The sequence below is a fragment of the Streptomyces sp. NBC_00212 genome (genome assembly GCF_045206365.1).
Lineage (GTDB): Bacteria > Actinomycetota > Actinomycetes > Streptomycetales > Streptomycetaceae > Streptomyces.
Window position 1 is genome coordinate 560,968 of sequence record NZ_CP108115.1, and the last position, 18,305, is coordinate 579,272.

At 70.8% G+C, this 18,305-nt stretch carries 17 protein-coding genes and 1 pseudogene; 9 read left to right on the forward strand and 9 right to left on the reverse strand.

Translation table 11 applies throughout. The features are described from left to right. Nucleotides 1-93: 93 nt before the first annotated feature. The 4 genes from OHA17_RS02980 to OHA17_RS02995 all read left to right on the forward strand — a co-directional run bounded on the left by OHA17_RS02980 (nucleotide 94) and on the right by OHA17_RS02995 (nucleotide 3,992). Entirely contained in the window at nucleotides 94-759 is a 666-nt protein-coding gene (locus OHA17_RS02980) for a GntR family transcriptional regulator (protein WP_406503765.1), read from the forward strand. Beyond that, nucleotides 756-1,667 carry a dihydrodipicolinate synthase family protein gene (locus tag OHA17_RS02985; RefSeq protein ID WP_406503767.1) on the forward strand — a complete coding sequence of 304 codons (912 nt, stop codon included), beginning with the start codon at nucleotides 756-758 and terminating at the stop codon, nucleotides 1,665-1,667. The genes OHA17_RS02980 and OHA17_RS02985 overlap by 4 nt, the downstream gene beginning before the upstream one ends. Continuing rightward, nucleotides 1,664-3,385, forward strand: a complete 1,722-nt coding sequence (gene araD, locus OHA17_RS02990; RefSeq protein WP_406503769.1) for an L-arabinonate dehydratase — start codon at nucleotides 1,664-1,666, stop codon at nucleotides 3,383-3,385. Before OHA17_RS02985 ends, araD begins: the two co-directional genes overlap by 4 nt. 220 nt (nucleotides 3,386-3,605) lie before the next feature. Next, complete coding sequence (locus OHA17_RS02995; RefSeq protein ID WP_406503770.1) at nucleotides 3,606-3,992, forward strand: STAS domain-containing protein; 387 nt, start codon at nucleotides 3,606-3,608, stop codon at nucleotides 3,990-3,992. A gap of 10 nt (nucleotides 3,993-4,002) precedes the next feature. Here the strand turns inward: OHA17_RS02995 and OHA17_RS03000 are convergent, their stop codons facing one another. After that, nucleotides 4,003-5,094, reverse strand: a complete 1,092-nt coding sequence (locus tag OHA17_RS03000; RefSeq protein WP_406503772.1) for a M20 family metallopeptidase — start codon at nucleotides 5,092-5,094, stop codon at nucleotides 4,003-4,005. Between the two features lie 194 nt (nucleotides 5,095-5,288). Between OHA17_RS03000 and OHA17_RS03005 the strand changes: the two genes are divergently transcribed. Further along, on the forward strand, nucleotides 5,289-5,663 hold the full coding sequence (locus OHA17_RS03005; RefSeq protein WP_406503774.1) for a hypothetical protein: 375 nt from the start codon (nucleotides 5,289-5,291) through the stop codon (nucleotides 5,661-5,663). Nucleotides 5,664-5,678: 15 nt separating this feature from the next. Here OHA17_RS03005 and OHA17_RS03010 read toward each other — a convergent pair whose 3' ends face one another. Further along, complete coding sequence (locus tag OHA17_RS03010; protein ID WP_406503776.1) at nucleotides 5,679-6,809, reverse strand: AI-2E family transporter; 1,131 nt, start codon at nucleotides 6,807-6,809, stop codon at nucleotides 5,679-5,681. A gap of 430 nt (nucleotides 6,810-7,239) precedes the next feature. On the opposite strand from OHA17_RS03010, the pseudogene OHA17_RS03015 reads away from it, so the two are divergent. Then, a pseudogene (locus OHA17_RS03015) lies at nucleotides 7,240-7,479 on the forward strand (NADH-quinone oxidoreductase subunit D); the annotation flags it as partial. Between the two features lie 186 nt (nucleotides 7,480-7,665). On the opposite strand, the gene OHA17_RS03020 reads toward OHA17_RS03015, so the two are convergent. From OHA17_RS03020 to OHA17_RS03030, 3 genes are all read right to left on the reverse strand, one after another. Further along, nucleotides 7,666-7,848, reverse strand: coding sequence for a DUF6381 family protein (locus OHA17_RS03020; RefSeq protein ID WP_398873639.1), 183 nt, complete (start codon nucleotides 7,846-7,848; stop codon nucleotides 7,666-7,668). Nucleotides 7,849-7,998: 150 nt separating this feature from the next. Further along, nucleotides 7,999-8,871, reverse strand: a complete 873-nt coding sequence (locus tag OHA17_RS03025; RefSeq protein ID WP_406503778.1) for a class II glutamine amidotransferase — start codon at nucleotides 8,869-8,871, stop codon at nucleotides 7,999-8,001. Between the two features lie 89 nt (nucleotides 8,872-8,960). Beyond that, a complete protein-coding gene (locus OHA17_RS03030; protein WP_406503780.1) occupies nucleotides 8,961-9,764 on the reverse strand; it encodes a VOC family protein in 804 nt (267 codons plus the stop codon). A 273-nt stretch (nucleotides 9,765-10,037) separates the two neighbouring features. Here OHA17_RS03030 and OHA17_RS03035 point away from each other — a divergent pair, with 273 nt between their 5' ends. After that, entirely contained in the window at nucleotides 10,038-10,574 is a 537-nt protein-coding gene (locus tag OHA17_RS03035; protein ID WP_406503782.1) for an ATP-binding protein, read from the forward strand. A gap of 361 nt (nucleotides 10,575-10,935) precedes the next feature. On the opposite strand, the gene OHA17_RS03040 is transcribed toward OHA17_RS03035, so the two are convergent. Then, nucleotides 10,936-11,610, reverse strand: coding sequence for an HAD family hydrolase (locus OHA17_RS03040; protein WP_406503784.1), 675 nt, complete (start codon nucleotides 11,608-11,610; stop codon nucleotides 10,936-10,938). A gap of 414 nt (nucleotides 11,611-12,024) precedes the next feature. Here OHA17_RS03040 and OHA17_RS03045 point away from each other — a divergent pair, with 414 nt between their 5' ends. Continuing rightward, entirely contained in the window at nucleotides 12,025-12,417 is a 393-nt protein-coding gene (locus OHA17_RS03045) for a hypothetical protein (protein ID WP_406503786.1), read from the forward strand. 146 nt (nucleotides 12,418-12,563) lie between these two features. Further along, entirely contained in the window at nucleotides 12,564-12,719 is a 156-nt protein-coding gene (locus OHA17_RS03050; RefSeq protein ID WP_199827121.1) for a DUF6131 family protein, read from the forward strand. Nucleotides 12,720-12,804: 85 nt separating this feature from the next. On the opposite strand, the gene OHA17_RS03055 is transcribed toward OHA17_RS03050, so the two are convergent. The 3 genes from OHA17_RS03055 to OHA17_RS03065 form a co-directional block, all read right to left on the reverse strand. Then, a complete protein-coding gene (locus OHA17_RS03055; RefSeq protein ID WP_406503788.1) occupies nucleotides 12,805-14,040 on the reverse strand; it encodes a PP2C family protein-serine/threonine phosphatase in 1,236 nt (411 codons plus the stop codon). A 153-nt stretch (nucleotides 14,041-14,193) separates the two neighbouring features. Further along, the gene (locus OHA17_RS03060) at nucleotides 14,194-15,639 is read right to left on the reverse strand and encodes a glyceraldehyde-3-phosphate dehydrogenase (RefSeq protein WP_406503790.1); all 1,446 of its coding nucleotides are present in this window, start codon (nucleotides 15,637-15,639) and stop codon (nucleotides 14,194-14,196) included. Between the two features lie 157 nt (nucleotides 15,640-15,796). Next, nucleotides 15,797-18,001: an RICIN domain-containing protein gene (locus OHA17_RS03065; RefSeq protein ID WP_406503792.1), complete on the reverse strand. Its 2,205-nt coding sequence runs from the start codon at nucleotides 17,999-18,001 to the stop codon at nucleotides 15,797-15,799. Nucleotides 18,002-18,305 lie beyond the last annotated feature (304 nt).

The window sequence follows — 18,305 nt, forward strand, 5'->3', positions numbered from 1 at the left end:
GTCTGAAGCATTGACGAATCCCGGGCCCGGATCTAGCTTCATCGCGTCGCACTTCGTACGTCATATATGAGACGCGAGATCCGAGGCGCCCCCATGGCCTTCACGCCCACCCCCATCCCCTCCCGCACCCAGTTCGTCCTCGACGCGATCCGGCACGCCATCCTCACCGGCGCGCTCAGGCCCGGCCAGGCCCTGGTCGAGACGGAGTTGGCAGCCCAGTTCGGGGTGTCGAAGACTCCGGTGCGGGAGGCGCTCAAGACGCTGGCCGGGACCGGCCTTGTGGTGATGAGCCAGTACAAGGGGGTCGCCGTCCGCCGGGTCGACGCCGACATGGCCCGCGAGGTGTACGACGTACGGCTGCTGCTCGAACCGGAGGCGGTGCGCCGCACGGTCGCCCGCAAGGTCCCGCTGGCAGCGGCCGAGGAGGCACTGGACCGTGCCGACCGCGCGCAGGACGGGGCCGAACGGGCCCTGGCCAACCGGGAGTTCCACCGCGCGCTGTACCTGCCGTGCGGCAATCCCCTGCTGACCCGGATGCTCGATGAGGTGCGCGACCAGGCCGCCCTGGTGTCGGCCGTGGCATGGGCAGCGCAGCCGTCGTGGGAGCGGGAGGCGGCCGAGCACCGCGCGGTCCTGCGCCACGCGCTGGCCGGGGACGCGGACGGCGCGGCCCGTGCCCTGCACGACCACATCGGGTCGTTCATCCGGCGGGCGTTCCCCGAGGACGCCGGTCGGCCTTCCGACAAGGACAGCGCGTGAACACACCCGACTTCGCCACCCAGCGGGAGGCACTCGCCGATGTCGTGGCGATCCCCGTCACCCCTTTCGCCGCCGACGACACCCTCGACACCGCCGCGCACCGCGCCCTGCTGAACCGGCTGCTCACCGGCGGCATCCGCACGCTCACCCCCAATGGGAACACCGGCGAGTTCTACGCCCTGAGCCCCCAAGAACGTGCCGCTGTCCTGGAGTTGACGTGCGAGGTGGCCGCCGGGCGATCCGCCGTGCTCGCCGGTGTCGGGCTTGACCTGCCGACCGCGATCGCCTCCGCCGAGCAGGCGCGGGCGGCCGGCGCCCAAATGGTGATGGTGCATCAGCCCGTCCACCCCTATGTCTCGCAGGACGGCTGGGTCGACTACCACCGGGCCATCGCCGACGCCGTGCCCGAGCTGGGCGTCGTCCCCTATGTACGGAATCCGCGGCTGGGCGGACAACTCCTTTCCACACTGGGCGTGTTGTGCCCGAACGTCATCGGTGTGAAGTACGCGGTCCCGGACGCGACCCGCTTCGCCGCGTTCGCCCGCGACGCGGGCTTCGAACGGTTCGTCTGGGTCGCCGGTCTCGCCGAGTCGTACGCCCCCTCCTACTTCGCGGTCGGCGCCACCGGCTTCACCTCGGGCCTCGCCAACGTCGCCCCCTCCCTCTCCCTCGAACTGCTCTCCGACCTGCGCGCCGGCGACTACCCGGCGGCGATGAAACTCTGGGAGCGGATCAGGCCCTTCGAGGAGCTGCGCGCCGCCCACCAGTCGGCCGACAACGTGGCGGTGGTGAAGGAGGCCCTCGCGACGCTCGGCCTGTGCCGCCGCGACATCCGCCCTCCGAGCAGCGAACTGCCCGGAGAACAGCGGGCGTTGGTCGCCGACCTGATCTCCGGGTGGCGGACATGACCGTACGGCCCGAGCAACTGCGCAGCCATCAGTGGTACGGGGCCGACGGGCTGCGCGCCTTCTCGCACCGGGCCCGGACCCGTCAGCTCGGCTATCTGCCCGAGGAGCACCTGGGCAAGCCCGTCATCGCGATCCTCAACACCTGGTCCGACATCAACCCCTGCCATGTACACCTGCGCGAGCGGGCGCAGGCCGTGAAGCGCGGGGTGTGGCAGGCGGGCGGCTTTCCCCTCGAATTCCCGGTCGCCACCCTGTCGGAGACCTTCCAGAAGCCGACGCCCATGCTCTACCGCAACCTCCTCGCGATGGAGACGGAGGAGCTGCTGCGCTCCTACCCCGTCGACGGCGCCGTCCTGCTCGGCGGCTGCGACAAGTCCACCCCCGCGCTGCTGATGGGGGCGGCCTCGGCCGACCTGCCGACCGTGTTCGTGCCCGCCGGACCGATGCTGCCCGGCCACTGGCGCGACGAGGTCCTCGGGTCCGGCACCGACATGTGGAAGTACTGGGACGACAAGCGGGCCGGCCTGATCGGCGACTGTGAACTCGCCGAGCTGGAAGGTGGGTTGGCACGCTCGGCCGGGCACTGCATGACGATGGGCACGGCCTCGACACTGACGGCGGCGGCCGAGGTCCTCGGGGTCACTCTGCCGGGTGCGTCCTCGATCCCGGCGGTCGACTCCGGCCACGACCGGATGGCCGCGGCGAGCGGGCTGCGGATCGTCGAACTCGTCCACCAGGACCTGAAACCGTCGCGGATCCTGACGGCCGAGGCGTATGAGGACGCGGTGGCCACCGTGCTCGCCCTGGGCGGCTCCACCAACGCGGTCATCCATCTGATCGCGATGGCCGGGCGGTCCGGGGTGCGGCTCACGCTCGACGACTTCGACCGGATCGCCCGCACGGTGCCGGTCCTCGCCAACCTCCGACCCGGCGGCCGGTACCTGATGGAGGACTTCCACTTCGCCGGCGGGCTGCCCGGGTTCCTGTCCCGGCTCACCGACGTGCTCCACCTCGACCGGCCCACGGTCGCGCACGACACGCTGCGCGAGCAGCTCGCCGGGGCGCTCGTGCACAACGACGACGTGATCCGGCCGCGTTCGAGGCCGCTGGCCGGCGAGGGCGGGCTCGCGGTGCTGCGCGGCAACCTCTGCCCGGACGGCGCGGTCATCAAGCACATCGCCGCCGAACCGCGCCTGCTCAGGCACACCGGGCCCGCGATGGTCTTCGACGACTACCGCACCCTTCAACGCACCATCAACGACCCGGCCTTGGCCCTCACCCCGGACCATGTCCTCGTGCTGCGCAACGCGGGCCCCAAGGGCGGCCCGGGGATGCCCGAGTACGGCATGCTGCCCATCCCCGACCACCTCCTCAAGCAGGGGGTACGCGACATGGTGCGGATCTCCGACGCCCGGATGAGCGGCACCTCGTACGGCGCGTGCGTGCTGCACATCGCACCGGAGTCGTACGTCGGCGGCCCCCTCGCGCTCGTCCGCACCGGAGACTCCATCACCCTCGACGTCGAGTCCCGCAGCCTTCAACTGAACGTGCCCGACGGCGAGTTGGAGCGAAGGCGCACCTCCTGGACGGCTCCGCCCGTACGGTACGAGCGTGGTTACGGCGCCCTGTACGGTGAGCAGATCACCCAGGCCGACACCGGGTGCGACTTCGCGTTCCTGACCGGGACGGGCAAGGTCGCGAACCCGTACGCGGGTTGAGCCGCCCCTCCGGACGCCCCTCGCGCAATCTTGTCCGAAACTCGCACCATTACAGAACGTCACAGAGGTGAGTTCCTCAGATCATCGGGGCATGAGGACTACCAGGGGCTTTACGATTCGGCTCCGCTTCGCGCCCCGCCGATGGGTCACGGAGAGTGAAATAATCCAGGTGTCGGCGCGGTATTCGGCACCTGGCACACAAGAGACGGGCAGGCGCGACGTGGGCGCTGACGAACTCGCCTTCTGGCTGCGGACTCGCACCGTGGGCGGCACCATCATCATCGAACTGCACGGCGAGCTGGACATGCTGGCCCATCATGAACTCGGCCCGCGCATCCATGCGTTGGTCTGCCGGGCCGACGCCGATGTGGTCCTGGATCTGCGTGCGGTGACGTTCCTGGACGCGGGCGGCATCCGGCTGCTCCTGGCGGTACGCGAACACGTGGCTCGCCGGGGCGGTGTACTGCGCCTGATACGCGGCACCCCTCGCATATCCCACATATTGCGGATCGTCCGCCTCGACGGCTCCTTCACCGTGCTCGACACACTTCCCCGCGCCCTGGCCGAGGGTGCCACCACCGACGAAGGCAGACGAGCCTCCATGTGATGCCGTGCGCCTACTTGTTCCGAATTGCGTTCACCAGCCCGGCGACCAGGTTCGCCCGCCCGGCCATGGCGTCGACCACCAGATACTCGTGGTCGGCGTGGGCACCGCCTCCGACCGCTCCGAGGCCGTCAAGGGTCGGCACCCCCATGGCGGCCGTGAAGTTGCCGTCGCTTCCGCCGCCGACCGCCTTGCCCACGATGCCGGGAACCAGCCGCTCGGCCACCGCGAAGAGCTCGGCCGACGCCGACTCGGGCATCGGGGGCCGGCCGACCCCGCCGTCGACCGTGATCGTCGCCTCGTCGAGATGCGGAGTGAGCGCGGCGAAGGCGGCTTCGATCCGCTCCTTCTCCTCGGCCGTCTCGACCCGTACGTCGACGACGACGGTCGCCTCGGCCGGTACGACGTTGTCGAGGGTGCCCGCCGCCGCGACGGTCGGGGTGACGGTCGTGCCGGTCTCGGGGCGCCCGAACGCCGCGATGTCCAGGACCTGATGGGCCGCCTCGATCAGGGCGTTCACCCCGGCCGCCGGTTCAAGGCCCGCGTGCGAGGCGCGGCCCGCGACGGAAACCTGGAACGTGCCGCAGCCCTTGCGGCCGGTCTTGAGGCCGCCCCCGTCGGCGGCACCCTCGAAGACGAGCACCGCCCCGCAGGCCAGGGCCCGCTCCTCGATGAGCGCGCGGGAGGAACGCGAGCCGACCTCTTCGTCGGCGGTCACCAGGATCTCGACACCGGAGCGGTCCTCAAGCGCCGCCAGACCGTGAATGGCCTGCACCAGACCGCCCAGCATGTCGAAGACCCCGGGGCCCGTCGCATGCCCGTCCTCGACCTTGAAGGGGCGGCGGGCCAGGGTGCCGAGCGGGAACACCGTGTCGTGGTGGCCGAGGATCAGCACCTTGGGTTCGCCGCCGCCCGACCAGTGCACATGCGGCCCGGCCTCGCTCTCCACGAGTACGGCGTGCCCGCCCAGGCGGCTCTCGATGACGGCGGCGACCGTCTTGGCCGATGCCGCCAGGGCGTCGAGGTCTCGCGACGGGGACTCGACCTCGACCAGCGTCCTGAGGTCCTCGATCATCGCGTCAACGCTCACCGTGTGCATCGTCATGCCGCCAGGGTAGTAGGTGCCTGAGCAGCCCCTACGCCGGAGCGCTCGCCGCTTTCACCACCGTCGGCTCCCCCGCCGGCGACGCCCCGGCCCAGTGACGGACGTACACCAAAGGGACATGCCGAGATCGCCGCTGTCTGGGTACCCGCTCCTACAGACCCCACAGCGACGACCGGCATGCAGAGGTGAGTGATGTGACCGCACCCGAAGACGGGTTCACACCCGAGAACTGGGCCGCGCGCGACAGCAGTACGCCACTGATCGGCGTCCGGCCCCGCGCCGACGTCGACCTGGCGCTCAAGTACCTGACGGTGCGGTCCGAGGCGCCCGCGCAGTTCGCCCTCGGCGCGGCCGCCGCCTACCGCTGGGCCATGGGCCGCGCAGCCCGCGCACCGGTCACGGGCACGGACGCCCGCCGCGTACCGGATCTGCGCCTGCTGACCGCCGAGATGGACGCGGCGGTCGTCCAGTTGGAGGACCCCACCACCGAGGCGGGCGTCCGGGACTTCACGCGCGGCGTGCACGACGCCCTGGCGTGGGTGTGCGGATACAGCGACGGCCGGATCTGAGTCTGCGTCAGCGACTCAGGACGCGTCGGTCCGGGAGAAGACGTGCTCGTCCAGGATCAGGCCGATGGCGACGGCGGCCGGGATCGCGACCAGGGCTCCGACGATGCCGAGCAGCGCGCCGCCGAGCAGCACGCCGACGACCGTCACCAGGGGATGGACATCGACGGCGAACCTCATCACGCGCGGCACGATCAGATAGTCCTCGGCGACCCGGAACGCGACGTAGAAACCCGCTGTCGCGAGCGCCACGGGCAGCGACACCGACAGCGCCACCAGGCTGACGACGAGGCCGCCGATCGTGGTGCCGACGATGGGGATGAGGTCCATCAGCGCGATGAAGACGCCGAGCGCGGCGGGGTAGGGCACGTCGGTGACCACGCACCAGACGAACGTGGCGAGCCCCGCGATCACCGAGGTGACCACGTTGCCGAGCATGTAGCGGCCCACCCGGTTCAGGATCTCGTCGGTGACGGCCTGGGCGTGCGGGCGTTTGCGGGCCGCGACGAAGCGCAGGCAGAACGCCTTCAAGGACGGCAGGAACGCCATCACGTACACCGTCACGACGATGACGACGACGGCCGAGGTCACCGCCCCGACCACCACGCGGCCGGCGCCGAGCAGGCCGCCCGCCAGGCCCGCCGCCCCGCCGTTGGAGAACTGCTCCTTGACCTTGGCGATGACGTGGTAGCGGTCCTCGAACCTGCCGAGCGCCGAGTCGTGGTCCTTGATTTGCTTCAGCCAGTCGGGCACCGCCTTGACCAGCGCGTTGACCTCGTCGGTGACCGGGGGCACGACCAGCGCGAGGAACCCGGCGAAGAACGCGAGCAGCACGATCAGGACCAGCAGGACGGCCCAGCCGCGGCGCACCCGGTGGCGGGTGAGCCAGGCGACGACGGGCTCCAGGGCGAGCGCGAGGAACATGGACAGGAGCAACAGAGTCAGGAGACTGCCGACTTCGAGGACGGTCTGTACGGTCAGCCACGCCAGCGTCGCGCCCAGGCCGACGGCGAAGCCGATGGCGAACCAGGACCTGCCGCCGACCACGATCCTCGTCCGCCGCGCTCTCCCGGTCCGCGACGCGGGCCCTACGGAGGACGTCTCGGCCGGGTCGTGGCCCCCGCCCGCATCAGACCCGGCGGACGTCATCGCGGCCCCCCTGTCCGCCCGCTGCGGGTGAGGCGCAGGCCGGCGATGACTGCATCTGCCAGTACCTCTCTCCGAGGCCGGGGCGGGGTGCGGGTACGCCGCCACACGGAGCGGCCGCCCCACGCGACACGACAGCGGCAGCTGCCGGAGCGGCCTCTCCCAGCTCCGACCCTAGCCAGGTATCCCGTCGGTGGCCCTGCATGCCGGTCCCGGCACCGCCATCCGGCTGACGGCGGGGAGCGGCGGGGGTCGCGATCGCCTTGTGCCGGCCGGGTGATTGACCGAGGAAGCGCCGGGTACTGGTTGGCCGCGCAAGCACCGGTTCTCAAGGGCGCTCCCCCAAAGCGCCGGCACAGCGCGCCGTCGGTGGCACGCCTGCCGACGGTGCTTTCATGAGCAAGCCCAAGAAATCGGGCCAAAAAGGTGACTCCGGGATTTCGGCGAACCCCCGCACCGGCACGCGGGTTCCTTCCCGGCGCTCGTCCTGCTCTTCCAGGCGGGCATGTGCGGATTCGCGCTCACCGGCGAGCTCTTCAACGCCTTCGTCTTCTTCGAGCTGATGAGCGTCGTGGCGTACGCCCTGACCGGCTACCGCGCCGAGGAGGCGAAGGCCGTCCAGGGCGCGCTCGCCTTCGGGGTGATCAACTCCCTCGGCGCGTACGCCACTTTGACGCCGGGGCGCTGACCTTCGGCCTGGCCCCGGGTCTGGCCGGCACGGTGGGCACGGCCCTGCTCGGCAGCCTCGCACTGCCGGGCGTTGTGACTGGGTGAGCAGCAGTCAACTCTCTTAGACAGAGACGTAGTTGGGCGCACGGCGGCTCCTCGTGGTAGCCGAGGGGCCGCCGCGAAGCTCGGATCACATGGGGTCGATGCCGCTACTGTCGCCCGACGCCTTGCTCTGCTCCTGAAGACGGCGGGCCTTCTCCTTCAGCCGCTCGCGCTCCGCCGGGTCGGACGCGCGCTCGGCGGCCTGCTCCAGTTGCTCCGCCTTCTGGCGCATCTGCTGGGCGCGGGCACCGAACTCGTCTGCAACGCTCATGATCACTCCTGCTATTCGGGGGGGCAGATGTCTCCAGACAAACAGCGCCCTGAGCCCCGCGCATCCCGAACAGTCACACACAGTCACCGCGTGGGGTACTGAACCCAAGCGGGCCACGCCGTCCGGGACTCCGTGCCTTGTCGGCTTCGCTCACCCGCCCGCTTTCTGCGAGTGGGCCGCCCGGGCGGAGAGGTCGTCGAGCCTGAGCGCATTGGCCGGTGGGTCCGGCAGGACGATCCGCCGCCGCGTGCTGCCGTCGGGCGTGACGTGGAGCAGCTCGCCCGGTTCCATCAGCCGCCACTCGGGATGCTCGTCCATGCGCTCGCTGGCGACGACGACCGCCGGGGTGTCGGCGAGATCCCCGGAATGGACCCGCATCCGGCCCGCGCTGCCGCTGTGGTCCAGGTGCCGGGCCCCGTGCGGGCCGCCCGCCTCGCGCTCCAGTACGTACAGCTCGTGCGTGGCCGGGTAGCGCAGGGCCCACAGTTCGTCCGGGGTGGTCAGGATGAAGTTCAGGGAGTAGAGGGGGAGTTGGGCCGCCATCCAGCGCGTGGCGTGTTCGATGCCGGTGCCGATGTCGCCCCGAGCGGCGCGGATCTCGCGGGTGATCAGCGCGAAGATCCGCTCGGAGTCCGTGTCTCCGGCGACCAGGGACAGATCCGGGCCAAGGCGGGCCTCCAGGGCTTGCAGGTCTTCGACGACACCGTTGTGCGCGAACAGCCGCCCGTCCTGCTGGAACGGGTGGGTGTTGGGGGCGGTGAGGCCGCCGGTCGAGGCGAGCCGGATGTGGGCGAGGAAGGTGGCCGAGCAGATCTGCCTGGCCTCCCGGGCGAAGTCGCGGTCCTCGTACGCGGCGTCCGGGGCCTTGCGGACCTGAGGCGTGCCGTCGGGGTCGAAGTACCCGAGGCCCGTACCGTCCGGGTCACGGTGGCTCTGCGCCGTGAGGCTGTCGGGGGCGTCGAGCAGCCAGAAGGTGGCCCGGCTGCGGCGCGGGGCACTACTCAGTCCGAACAGACGGCACATCGACGCCACCTCCACGCTCGGCACCGGACCCGGCCCCGGCCCGGGCATGCTGCCCCCGCTTGAGGGTGAACGCAACGCGGGGAACGGACCTATTTCGTGCCGTTCAGGGTGAAGGTGGCGCCGTCGGGGTCTTTGAGGCGGACCCAGGTGCCGGTGGCGGAGATGCCGTCGGCGAGGAGGGTGGCGCCGTTGGCGCGGGCCTTCTCCGCGTGGCCGTGGGGGTCCTCGACGGCGAAGTGGGTGTGCCAGTGCGGGCGCAGGCTGGGATCGGGGGCGGCTTCGACGGCGCCGGAGGTGAGGCGGGCGACGATGTGTCCGGCGTGCCGCAGGACGACTTCCTCGTGTTCGTACTGGACGTCGCAGCAGCCGGGCCGGTCACACGCCCAGTCGAGGACCTCCCCGTAGAAGATCGCGGCGTCGAACGCGTTGCGGGTGTGCAGCCGCGTCCAGGCGGGCGCGGTGTCGCGCCACGCCTCCCAGTTCGACACGAGCGGGCCCTGCCAGATCCCGAACACGGCCCCGTCCCGGTCGGCGGCCAGCGCGCCCCGCCCGGTGTGCAGAGCCACCGGGCCGACCGCGACCGTGGCGCCCCGCTCGCGGATGCGGGCCGCGGTGACATCGGCGTCCTCGACCGCGAAGTACGGCGTCCAGGCGACCGCGACCTGGAGGGACGGCGCCAGCGCCCCGATCCCGGCCACCGGAACCCCGTCCGCCAGCGCCACCCGGAACTCCTCGCCCAGCTCGGCCGGCACGAACGTCCAGCCCATCGTCGCGCCGTAGAAATCCGTGGCGGCACTCAAGTCACGGGCCATCAGGCTCACCCAGCACGGCGCCCCGAACACCGGTGCGCCGGAGCCGAGTTGGGCCGTGGAGTCTGTTGATGGGGGCGTCACGAAAACCCTCGCTTCCAGTAGTCCCCCACACCAGCCGGTCGGCCATGGTCGCTTCCACTATCCCGCCGCCGCGCGGCCGGTGCCCGCCGACGGGCCGGCGGCGGGCACCGATGCCCCCTGCCACAGATCGCGGCGCTTCGTGTTGCGGATGCGGCCGTACGGGTCATGCTGGAGAAATCCGCGCTGTGCTCAATCGGCTACTTCTGGTAGGCCTCGCGTGGCTGCGGACGCGGGAGTGGCCGGCGAGCCGCTCCTGCCGACAAGGGAGCCGCAGTGGTCACCATCGACAGTCCCCGGAAGTACACCCTGAGCCTCGCCGCGACGCCTGACCGCATTCCCCAGGTCCGCCGCATCGTCGCCGCCCACCTGCGCCACTGGCGCCTGGAAAGCGTCATCCAGCCCGTGAGCCTGGGCGTGTGCGAACTGCTCACCAACGTCCACCGCCATGCCCGGGGCGACCACGACTGCGTCCTGGAACTGCGCTGGGCCCGCGGTCGGCTCACCGCCTCCGTCGCCGACACCGACCCCCGCCTGCCGCGCCTCCGCGGACCGCGGCCCTTCGCCGAACGCGGCCGCGGGCTCGCCCTGGTCGCCCACTTCAGCGACAGCTGGGGCACGCACACCACCCCCGGCGGCAAGGTCGTCTGGTTCACCCTCACCGCCCAGCCGCAGGCGCTGCGGCCACTGCGTCCGCTGCCGCCGCTGCCCACTCTGAGCGCGGCGGCGACCCTCCCCGCTCTGCAGTGCTTCGACATCGAGCCCTACGAGCCGGCCCGGTGGGACGACACGTCGTGCCTCAGCGAGGCATGAGGTCCGGGGGCTCGCGAGCCGCACTCCGAGGTCGTCGCCTACCGCCGGCGCCAGGCCCTGACCGACGGCGGGGTTCCCGGCCCTGACCGACCTCATCACGACCGAGGCCACCACCCCTTGACGCCGACTCGGGGCCTGACACGGCGGCGCCGGCGGCTGATGGTCCCAACCCGTCCAGCGCCTTCGTTCCTTCGTACGCAAGGAACGCACTAGCGGACTACCACGGGGCGCGGAGAGGAAACCTCGCACCGGCACATGCGAAAGGCACCCTGGGTGCCAGAGTGCCTTCCGGAGCGGTCGGTGCGCGAGCGGGTCGAGAAGTGCCGCGCAGAAAGCTTTCAGGTCATCCGGCTTGCGGTGTTCATTCGCCGCGCTCCATCTGGGCGAAGATGCTGGTGTCGAGCTGGGACAGCAGTTGTGCGGTGTCCGCGTACACGGCCAGCGCGCCGGCCTCTTCGAGGTCCGCTCGGGCGATTCCTCCGCAGAGCAGCGCCACGGTGCGCACGCCCGCGGCGCGTCCCGCCTTCATGTCCCAGACGGTGTCGCCCACGAACACCGCCTGCGCGGGATCCGCCTCGGCCAGCTCCAGCGCCCGCCGAACCGGGTCGGGGGCCGGCTTGCCCTCGCTCACGTCGTCCGCGCTCGCGACGCCCGCGATGACGTCGTCGGCGTCGATGGCGCGGCGCAGCGCCTTCAGTTCCGGTCCCCCCGCGGACGTCGCCAGCACGATGCGCCAGCCCCGGGCGGCCAGCTCCCGCAGCAGGTTCCCGGCTCCGTCCAGCGGGGGCAGCCGCTCGAAGTAGGTGCCGTACAGGGCGGTGTGCGCAGCGGTGAGCTTCCCGTCCTCGTCCTGGTCGCGGTCCTCGCCGAGCAGGTGCGCGACGAGGTCGTCCGAGCCGAGCCCGATGGCGCGGTGGATGTCGTGCATCGCCGCGTCGTGTCCGGCCTGGCGCAGCGCCTCCCACCACGTGACCACGTGCAGGTGGTTGGTGTCGACGAGGGTCCCGTCGACATCGAAGAGAGCCGCACGTGCCATGTGCCCACGCCTTTCGTTCCGCCCTGCCCGGGGGCCGCCGCCCACTGCCGATCATGCCGCCATTCGCGGACCGCAACATCTCGTGGGCCCCCGGGGCCCCGGGCCGACGGGTCACGCGGCGTGTCGGCACCCCCGCCCAGCATGAACTCCTCGTACCTGGCGAGGGCGAGAACCGCGACGGGTTGCCCCGGCTCCGCACCCGAAACCTGTCGCGCGCCGGGTGAACGGCGAGGTTTCGGCCGGAGGGGTTCGGCAATGGGTGAACTCTGAGCGAACGAGACACCGAGGAGGCCACAGTGGCCATCGCAACGTACTGCCCCGTGGCCCTGGACTGCCCCTTCTGTCTCTGCCGGGACTGACGCCACGCCCCTTTCGACCTGGCCCTTCAAGCGAGCGAGAAGCACGGAGAACAGCGTGAACGACTCACCTTCCTCGGCCTCCCCGGGCGCCGGATCCGACTCCCCCGACCTGGTGCAGGTCATGCTCGGCGAGTGCTCCGTGGCCGACGCGGACGCGGTCTTCGAGGTGCTCGGCGCCCACTTCGCCTCCGACCGGGCGGGCACCGTGCCCGGCCGCCGCGAGGGGCCGCGCCCGGCCGCGTGGGCCGGAAGCTTCGTCGTCGACCACGCGCCGGCCGAGGTCGCCGGGGTGCTGCTCGCCGGGCCCGTCACGGCCGATCTGCAGGGCGGACCCGTCGCCGTGGACCGGCTGCGCCGGACGCTCGCAGCGGCCTTCGCCGTGGAGACGGCGGGCAGTGCGGCGGGCGACCAGGAGGTGGATCTGCAGGTGCGGTTGACCAACGGGTAGCGCCAGGCGCTCCGCGAGGAAGGCCGCTGGTTCGACTGCGGGGCCGTCGGGGGCAGGATCATGGTGCTCGGCTCGCCCACAATGCTCAGCACCGATTTACTCTGGATAGCAGGAGCTGGAACTCTTCCGCGAGATCGGAGGGCACCATGGTCGTCCTCGGAGTCATCCTCCTGGTCGTCGGTTTCGTGACCGGCATCTCCATCCTGTGGACCATCGGAATCATCCTGCTCGTCATCGGCGCCATCCTGTGGCTTCTGGGATCGGTCGGCCACGCGGTCGGCGGACGGAGGCACTACTGGTAGGCACGCGGCCTGACGCTCCATCAGCCCGGGATCGGCACGACGCGCGGTCCCGGGCGGAGCCACGCCTCACAGGCCAACGACGACCTCACAAGCCGATGACGATCAAGGCCGTGTCGTCGGTGGCGCCGCCGGACGGCATCAGGTCGGCCAGGATCGCGTCCGCGAGGGGTTCCGGGCCGGCGCCGTGGTGGCGGGTGAGGGATGCGGCGAGTCGGCGCAGGCCCTTGTCGATGTCCTCGTGGCGACGCTCGACCAGTCCGTCGGTATAGAGGACGAGGCTCGCCCCGGCGGCGAAGGCCGCGGTCGCCTGCGGGCGGGCCACGGGCTCGGGGCGGGCGCCGAGCGGAGGGTCGGTCGCGCCGTCCAGGAATTCCACTGTGCCGTCCTGGTGGAGCAGGGCCGCGGGGGGATGGCCCGCGCTGCTGTAGGCCAGGGTGTGATCGCTCCAGTCGATGACGGCGAGGAAGGCCGTCGTGGACTCGGCGCCCTCGACCGAGCGGGCGTACAGACCGAGCACGTCGAGGGCCCGGGCGGGGCCGTCGGCCACGCGGGAGGCCGCGCTCAGCGCGCTGCGCAGCTGACCCATGACCCCGGCGGCGGCCAGTCCGTGGCCGACCACGTCGCCGACGGCGACCGCGAGCCGGTCCCCGGGCAGCTCGGCCAGGTCGTACCAGTCGCCGCACACGTTGAGCGCGCCGACGGCGGGCCGGTAGCGCACCGCCGCGCTGCGCTCACCGAGCGGCCCCGGCGCGGGCAGCATCGCGGCCTGCAAGGACAGGGCGACCTCGTGTTCGCGGGCGTGGGCCCGGCGCAGCCGCTCGTTGAGCTCCTGGAGTTCCCGGGCCCGGGTGTACAGCTCGGCCTCAAGCACTCTGGCCCGGTCCCCGTCCGCCCCGCCGGCCCGGTCGCGGGCGCGCATGAGCTCGGTGACCTCCTCCACCCGGTGCAGGATCAGGACCACCTTGCCGTCCTCATCGAATACGGGGGTGTTGACCGGGCTCCAGTACCGCTCCTCCCACACACCGGGACGTGAGGGATCCACCACGTCGTAGCGCTGCAGCGCCATGGTGTCGCGCTCGCCGGTCTCCGCGACCCGGCGTAGCGAGGCGAACAGGTTGCGCATGCCGCTCGCGTCCGGGTCGCCGGGGTTGTCGGGGAAGACGTCGAAAATGTAGCGGCCGACGACCTGCCTCCGGGTGCGGCCCGTCATGGCGAGGAAGGAGTCGTTGACCTCGGCGTACACGAGGTCCGTGGTCAGCAGGGCCACCGGGCCGGGCAGCGCCCGGAACACCACCTCGTAGTCGATGCCGGACCCGTTCACGATGCACCTGCCCGCGCGACGCCTCTTCGATCTTGTGCTCTTCACGATAGGCGGCAACGCGGGAACGGGCCCGCCGGGCGGGCCCGGAAACGCCCGGAGGGCAACCGGATGCCGTCGCATCCGGTTGCCCTCCAGGTCAGCGGGTCCGCGCGGTCAGAGCACCGGCATCGGATAGGTCGGGTACTCGACCCCGGAGACGTGCTGGACGACCCGGATGACCTGGCACGAGTAGCCGAACTCGTTGTCGTACCAGAGGTAGAGGATCGCGTTGTCGCCGTCGACCTTGGTCGCGCCGGCGTCGACGATCGAGGAGTGGCGCGAGCCGACGAAGTCCATGGAAACGGCGTCGGGAGCGGTCGTGAAGTCGATCTGGCGCTTCAGCGGCGAGTGCAGCGACACGTCGCGGAGGTAGTCGAGGACCTCCTCGCGGGTGGTCTCGCGGCCCAGGCGCAGGCTCAGGATGGCGATCGAGACGTCCGGGACCGGCACGCGGATCGAGCTGCCGGTGATCGGCGCCTTGAGGTCGGGCAGCGCCTTGGCCACGGCCGAGGCCGCACCGGTCTCGGTGATGACCATGTTCAGCGGCGCGGAGCGGCCGCGGCGGTCGGCCTTGTGGTAGTTGTCCAGGAGGTTCTGGTCGTTGGTGAACGAGTGGACGGTCTCCACGTGGCCGCGCAGCACGCCGTACTCGTCGGCCATCGCCTTCAGCGGCGGGACGATCGCGTTGGTAGTGCAGGAGGCACAGGACAGGATCTGCTCGTCCGGCTTGATGGTGTCGTGGTTGACGCCGTGGACGATGTTGGGGACGTCGCCCTTGCCCGGGGCCGTCAGGACGACCTTGTCGATACCGGGGCGCAGGTGCTGCGAAAGACCCTCGCGGTCACGCCACTTGCCCGTGTTGTCAATGAGGATGGCGTCCTTGATGCCGTGCGCCGTGTAGTCGATCTCGGACGGATCGTTGGCGTAGATCACCTTGATGGTGTTGCCGTTGGCGATGATCGTGCTCGTCGCCTCGTCCACCGTGATGGTGCCCTGGAACTGGCCGTGGATGGAGTCGCGGCGCAGCAGCGAGGCGCGCTTGACCAGGTCCGCCTCGCCGCCGCCGCGGACGACGATGGCGCGCAGCCGCAGGCCGTTGCCCGAGCCGGCCTTCTCGATGAGCAGGCGGGCGACGAGGCGGCCGATGCGGCCGAAGCCGTACAGGACGACGTCGCGGCCCTCGCGGCACTCGATCTTGTTCTCGCCGATGGCGCCGACGACGGCCTGAGCGGTGAACTCCTCGACCGAAAGGCCGCGGTCGTCCGCCTTGTACGTCGCGGCGAGCATGCCGATGTCGATCTGGGAGGGGCCGAGATCGAGGGTGGTCAGAGCCTGCAGGAAGGGCAGCGTCTCGGTGACCGAGAGCTCCTCGCCGGCTATCTGGCGGGCGAATCGGTGGGTCTTCAGAAGGCTGACCACCGACTTGTTCACCAAGGAGCGGCTGTGCAGCAGGACCGTGACGTCCCGCTCGCGGTGCAGCTTCCCGATGATGGGGATCATCGACTCCGCGATCTCCTCGCGGTTCTTCCAGTTGGTGAACGAGTCGTCATTGACAGTCACAGGTTCATCTTTCGAGCTAGGCGGCGCTCATATGCTAACCCCCCGCTGATTTTGATCGTTCAAGTGGTGCCCTTCCGGTGGGCGCCCGGCGCCGCTGTGTCCAGCGGGCGGCCCGGTCGTCGATCCCCTCCTGCGGCGACGACCGGGCCGCGCGCACTCAGCCGATCGACCAGTGCTGGAGCGCCGAGCCGGTGTCCGGCTGCTGGGTGACCAGTGCTCCGTCGGTCGTGGCGGCCGTGGTGAGCAGCAGTCCGCTGGACTTGGATTTCACCGTGTATCCGCCACCGGCCAGGGCGGTGACGGCCCAGTGCTGGTTGGCGCCGCCCGTGCAGGCCCACTGGATCACCTTCGCCCCGGCCGCACTGGAGCTGTCGCTGACATCGACGCACAGCTTCGACTCGCCGCCCGCGATCTGGTAGCTCCCGTCGGACTGCCGGATGAAGACCCAGTTCTGGTTGGCCCCCGCGTTGGGGCTCCAGGTGATGAGCTGGGTGCCCTGGGTCGTCGAGTGGCCCGGGTCGTCGAGCGCCTTGCCCGAGGCCACCAGGGTGTGGGTGCCGTCCAGGGACCCGCCGGTCGCGGAGCCGGTGGGGGTGAGAGTGAGGGTCTGCTCGGCCGCGCTGCGGGCGCCGCCGACCGCGCTGCCCGTGGTGTCGGTCCAGCTGCGGGTCGGTGTGGTCTCGGCGAGCCGGCCGGCCTGCGCGGACAGGCCGAGTACGAGACCGCTGTACCGGTTGACCAGGCGATAGGACCCGGTGGAGGCCACGGGGACGATGAACCACTGCTGTCCCACCGTGGGGCCGCCCGACCCTGCGGCGGCGACGGTCGGCTTGGCTCCCCAGGCACGTCCGGCCTTGGTGGTGGCGGGGACGCCCAGGAGCTGGCCGGTGGAGGAGTTGGCGATGCGGTACGAGCCGTCGCCGTCTGCCGTGAACACCCAGGACTCCAGGGCGGATCCGGTGGCCGACGCGCCCGAGGTCGTCGACGAGCCGCCCAGGACCTGGGCCAGGACCCGGCCGTCTCCGCTGCCGATCCGGTACGACTTCGTGACGTCGACCGGAGGCGCGGCGGGCGCCGAGGAGCCCACCGTGACGTCCACGTACTCGCCGCCGGCACCGCCCTGGCAGTCGATGGAGCAGTACGACCTGAAGGTCTTGCCGACGATGGTGGAGTTGGTGCGGTTCGCGCCGTCGAGAAACCACCGGTACCAGGAGTTGTTGGTGTAGCTGCCGGTGTCGCCGATCAGGTGCCACTTCTGGCTCGCGAGGTCGTCGGTCGCGTAGAAGCGCTGCGGCGCCGTCCCGTTCACCGCCTCGGGCTCGCCGATGTACAGGCCCAGGTAGGCGTTGTAGGTGATGTTCATGACGAACAGCGGTGATTTCGTGGGGAGTTGACCCGCCGCGATCTGCTGGCTCACCGTGCCCGCGTTGGCGGGGTCGTAGTCACCGGAGACCGGCGTGTACCCGGTGGAACTGGCACCGTCGACCGGCACCATGTTGCTCTCCAGACCGCCCACACCCGGCTGCGACCAGTGGCCGTCGTACCACTTCTGCCAGGAGCCCCGGGCCATCTTCGAGGAGATCGGCGCCCGGGCGACATGCGCGAGGCTGTCCTCCCAGTTGCCGCCCTTCGCGACGATCCGCGAGCCGTAATAGACGTAGAAGTAGCCCGACGCGGTGTCGACGAACAACCGCTGGTCACCGTCGCCGTAGGAGTACGTCTCGTGCGGGAACTGCGTGGTGTCGCCGCGCTTGGTGCTGTACGGCGAGGTGATCGCGTGGTCCTTGATGGTCCAGGTGCGGCCCTGGTCCTTCGACACCGCGTAGTCGATCGCGTCGAAGTGGATGCCGTCGTTGAACGGCGCCGGGGTGAACTCGTTGTGCACAAGCCCGTACCAGTCGCCGGTGTCCGGGTCGACCCACATCCCCGACAGGTCGCAGTAGTTCTTCTGCGAATAGCCCGCGTTGCCGACCGCGTACGTCGCCTCCAGGCCGGTCGGGCTGTTGTTGCAGCGATAGGTGGTGTCGTTGTTCTTGTCGTTGGCGTTGGCCGGGTTCACCGCGTCGCTGATCGCGCTCGACCGCGAGGCACTGTCCATGTCGGTGCCCGTGAAGAAGTCCCAGTACCGGGGGTCCTTCGCGCCGTACAGGGTGGCGGACTGCTGGAAGTAGAACGTGCCGTCCTTGTCGACATAGGTCGAGGCGGGGGTGTCCGTCGGGTGCGCGTACGGCACGGGGGATCCGACGGTGATCGTGTACGTGGCGTCCGGGGACGCGGCCGCCGCGGGCGGCGCCACCGCGGCGGCCAGCGCCAGAACCGCGGCGCCGACGGCGGCGACTGCTCTGAAGGTGGGGGAGGACACGGGCACTCCTTCTGATGTGGGAGCGGTGAACGGTGCTCGCCGGCGGCGTGGCCGACCGCGTGGTGGGCAGTCTGTGCACCATGCGGCACACCGTCCACGGACATCCGTCGGCCGGACTTGGACTTTTGTCGGCCACGGCGGCGGGCGCCGCGCTCCGACGCGGGCCGTAGCACGGAGGCGACACCCGCGTCCCCGAATATGCCGAATACATACCCGCCCGCGACAGCGACGGGAATGCGCCACCGGAAACTGACTCAAAGCCAATGGATATGCGCTCCTGAACCCGACCTGCGACCCGTCCCTA

Bases quoted from the DNA above. Each gene is read 5' to 3' on its own strand.
- OHA17_RS02980 (WP_406503765.1), top strand. From the start codon at position 94: ATGGCCTTCACGCCCACCCCCATCCCCTCCCGCACCCAGTTCGTCCTC.
- araD (WP_406503769.1), top strand. From the start codon at position 1,664: ATGACCGTACGGCCCGAGCAACTGCGCAGCCATCAGTGGTACGGGGCC.
- OHA17_RS03000 (WP_406503772.1), bottom strand. From the start codon at position 5,094: ATGACGATGCACACGGTGAGCGTTGACGCGATGATCGAGGACCTCAGG.
- OHA17_RS03010 (WP_406503776.1), bottom strand. From the start codon at position 6,809: ATGACGTCCGCCGGGTCTGATGCGGGCGGGGGCCACGACCCGGCCGAG.
- OHA17_RS03020 (WP_398873639.1), bottom strand. From the start codon at position 7,848: ATGAGCGTTGCAGACGAGTTCGGTGCCCGCGCCCAGCAGATGCGCCAG.
- OHA17_RS03025 (WP_406503778.1), bottom strand. From the start codon at position 8,871: ATGTGCCGTCTGTTCGGACTGAGTAGTGCCCCGCGCCGCAGCCGGGCC.
- OHA17_RS03040 (WP_406503784.1), bottom strand. From the start codon at position 11,610: ATGGCACGTGCGGCTCTCTTCGATGTCGACGGGACCCTCGTCGACACC.
- OHA17_RS03050 (WP_199827121.1), top strand. From the start codon at position 12,564: ATGGTCGTCCTCGGAGTCATCCTCCTGGTCGTCGGTTTCGTGACCGGC.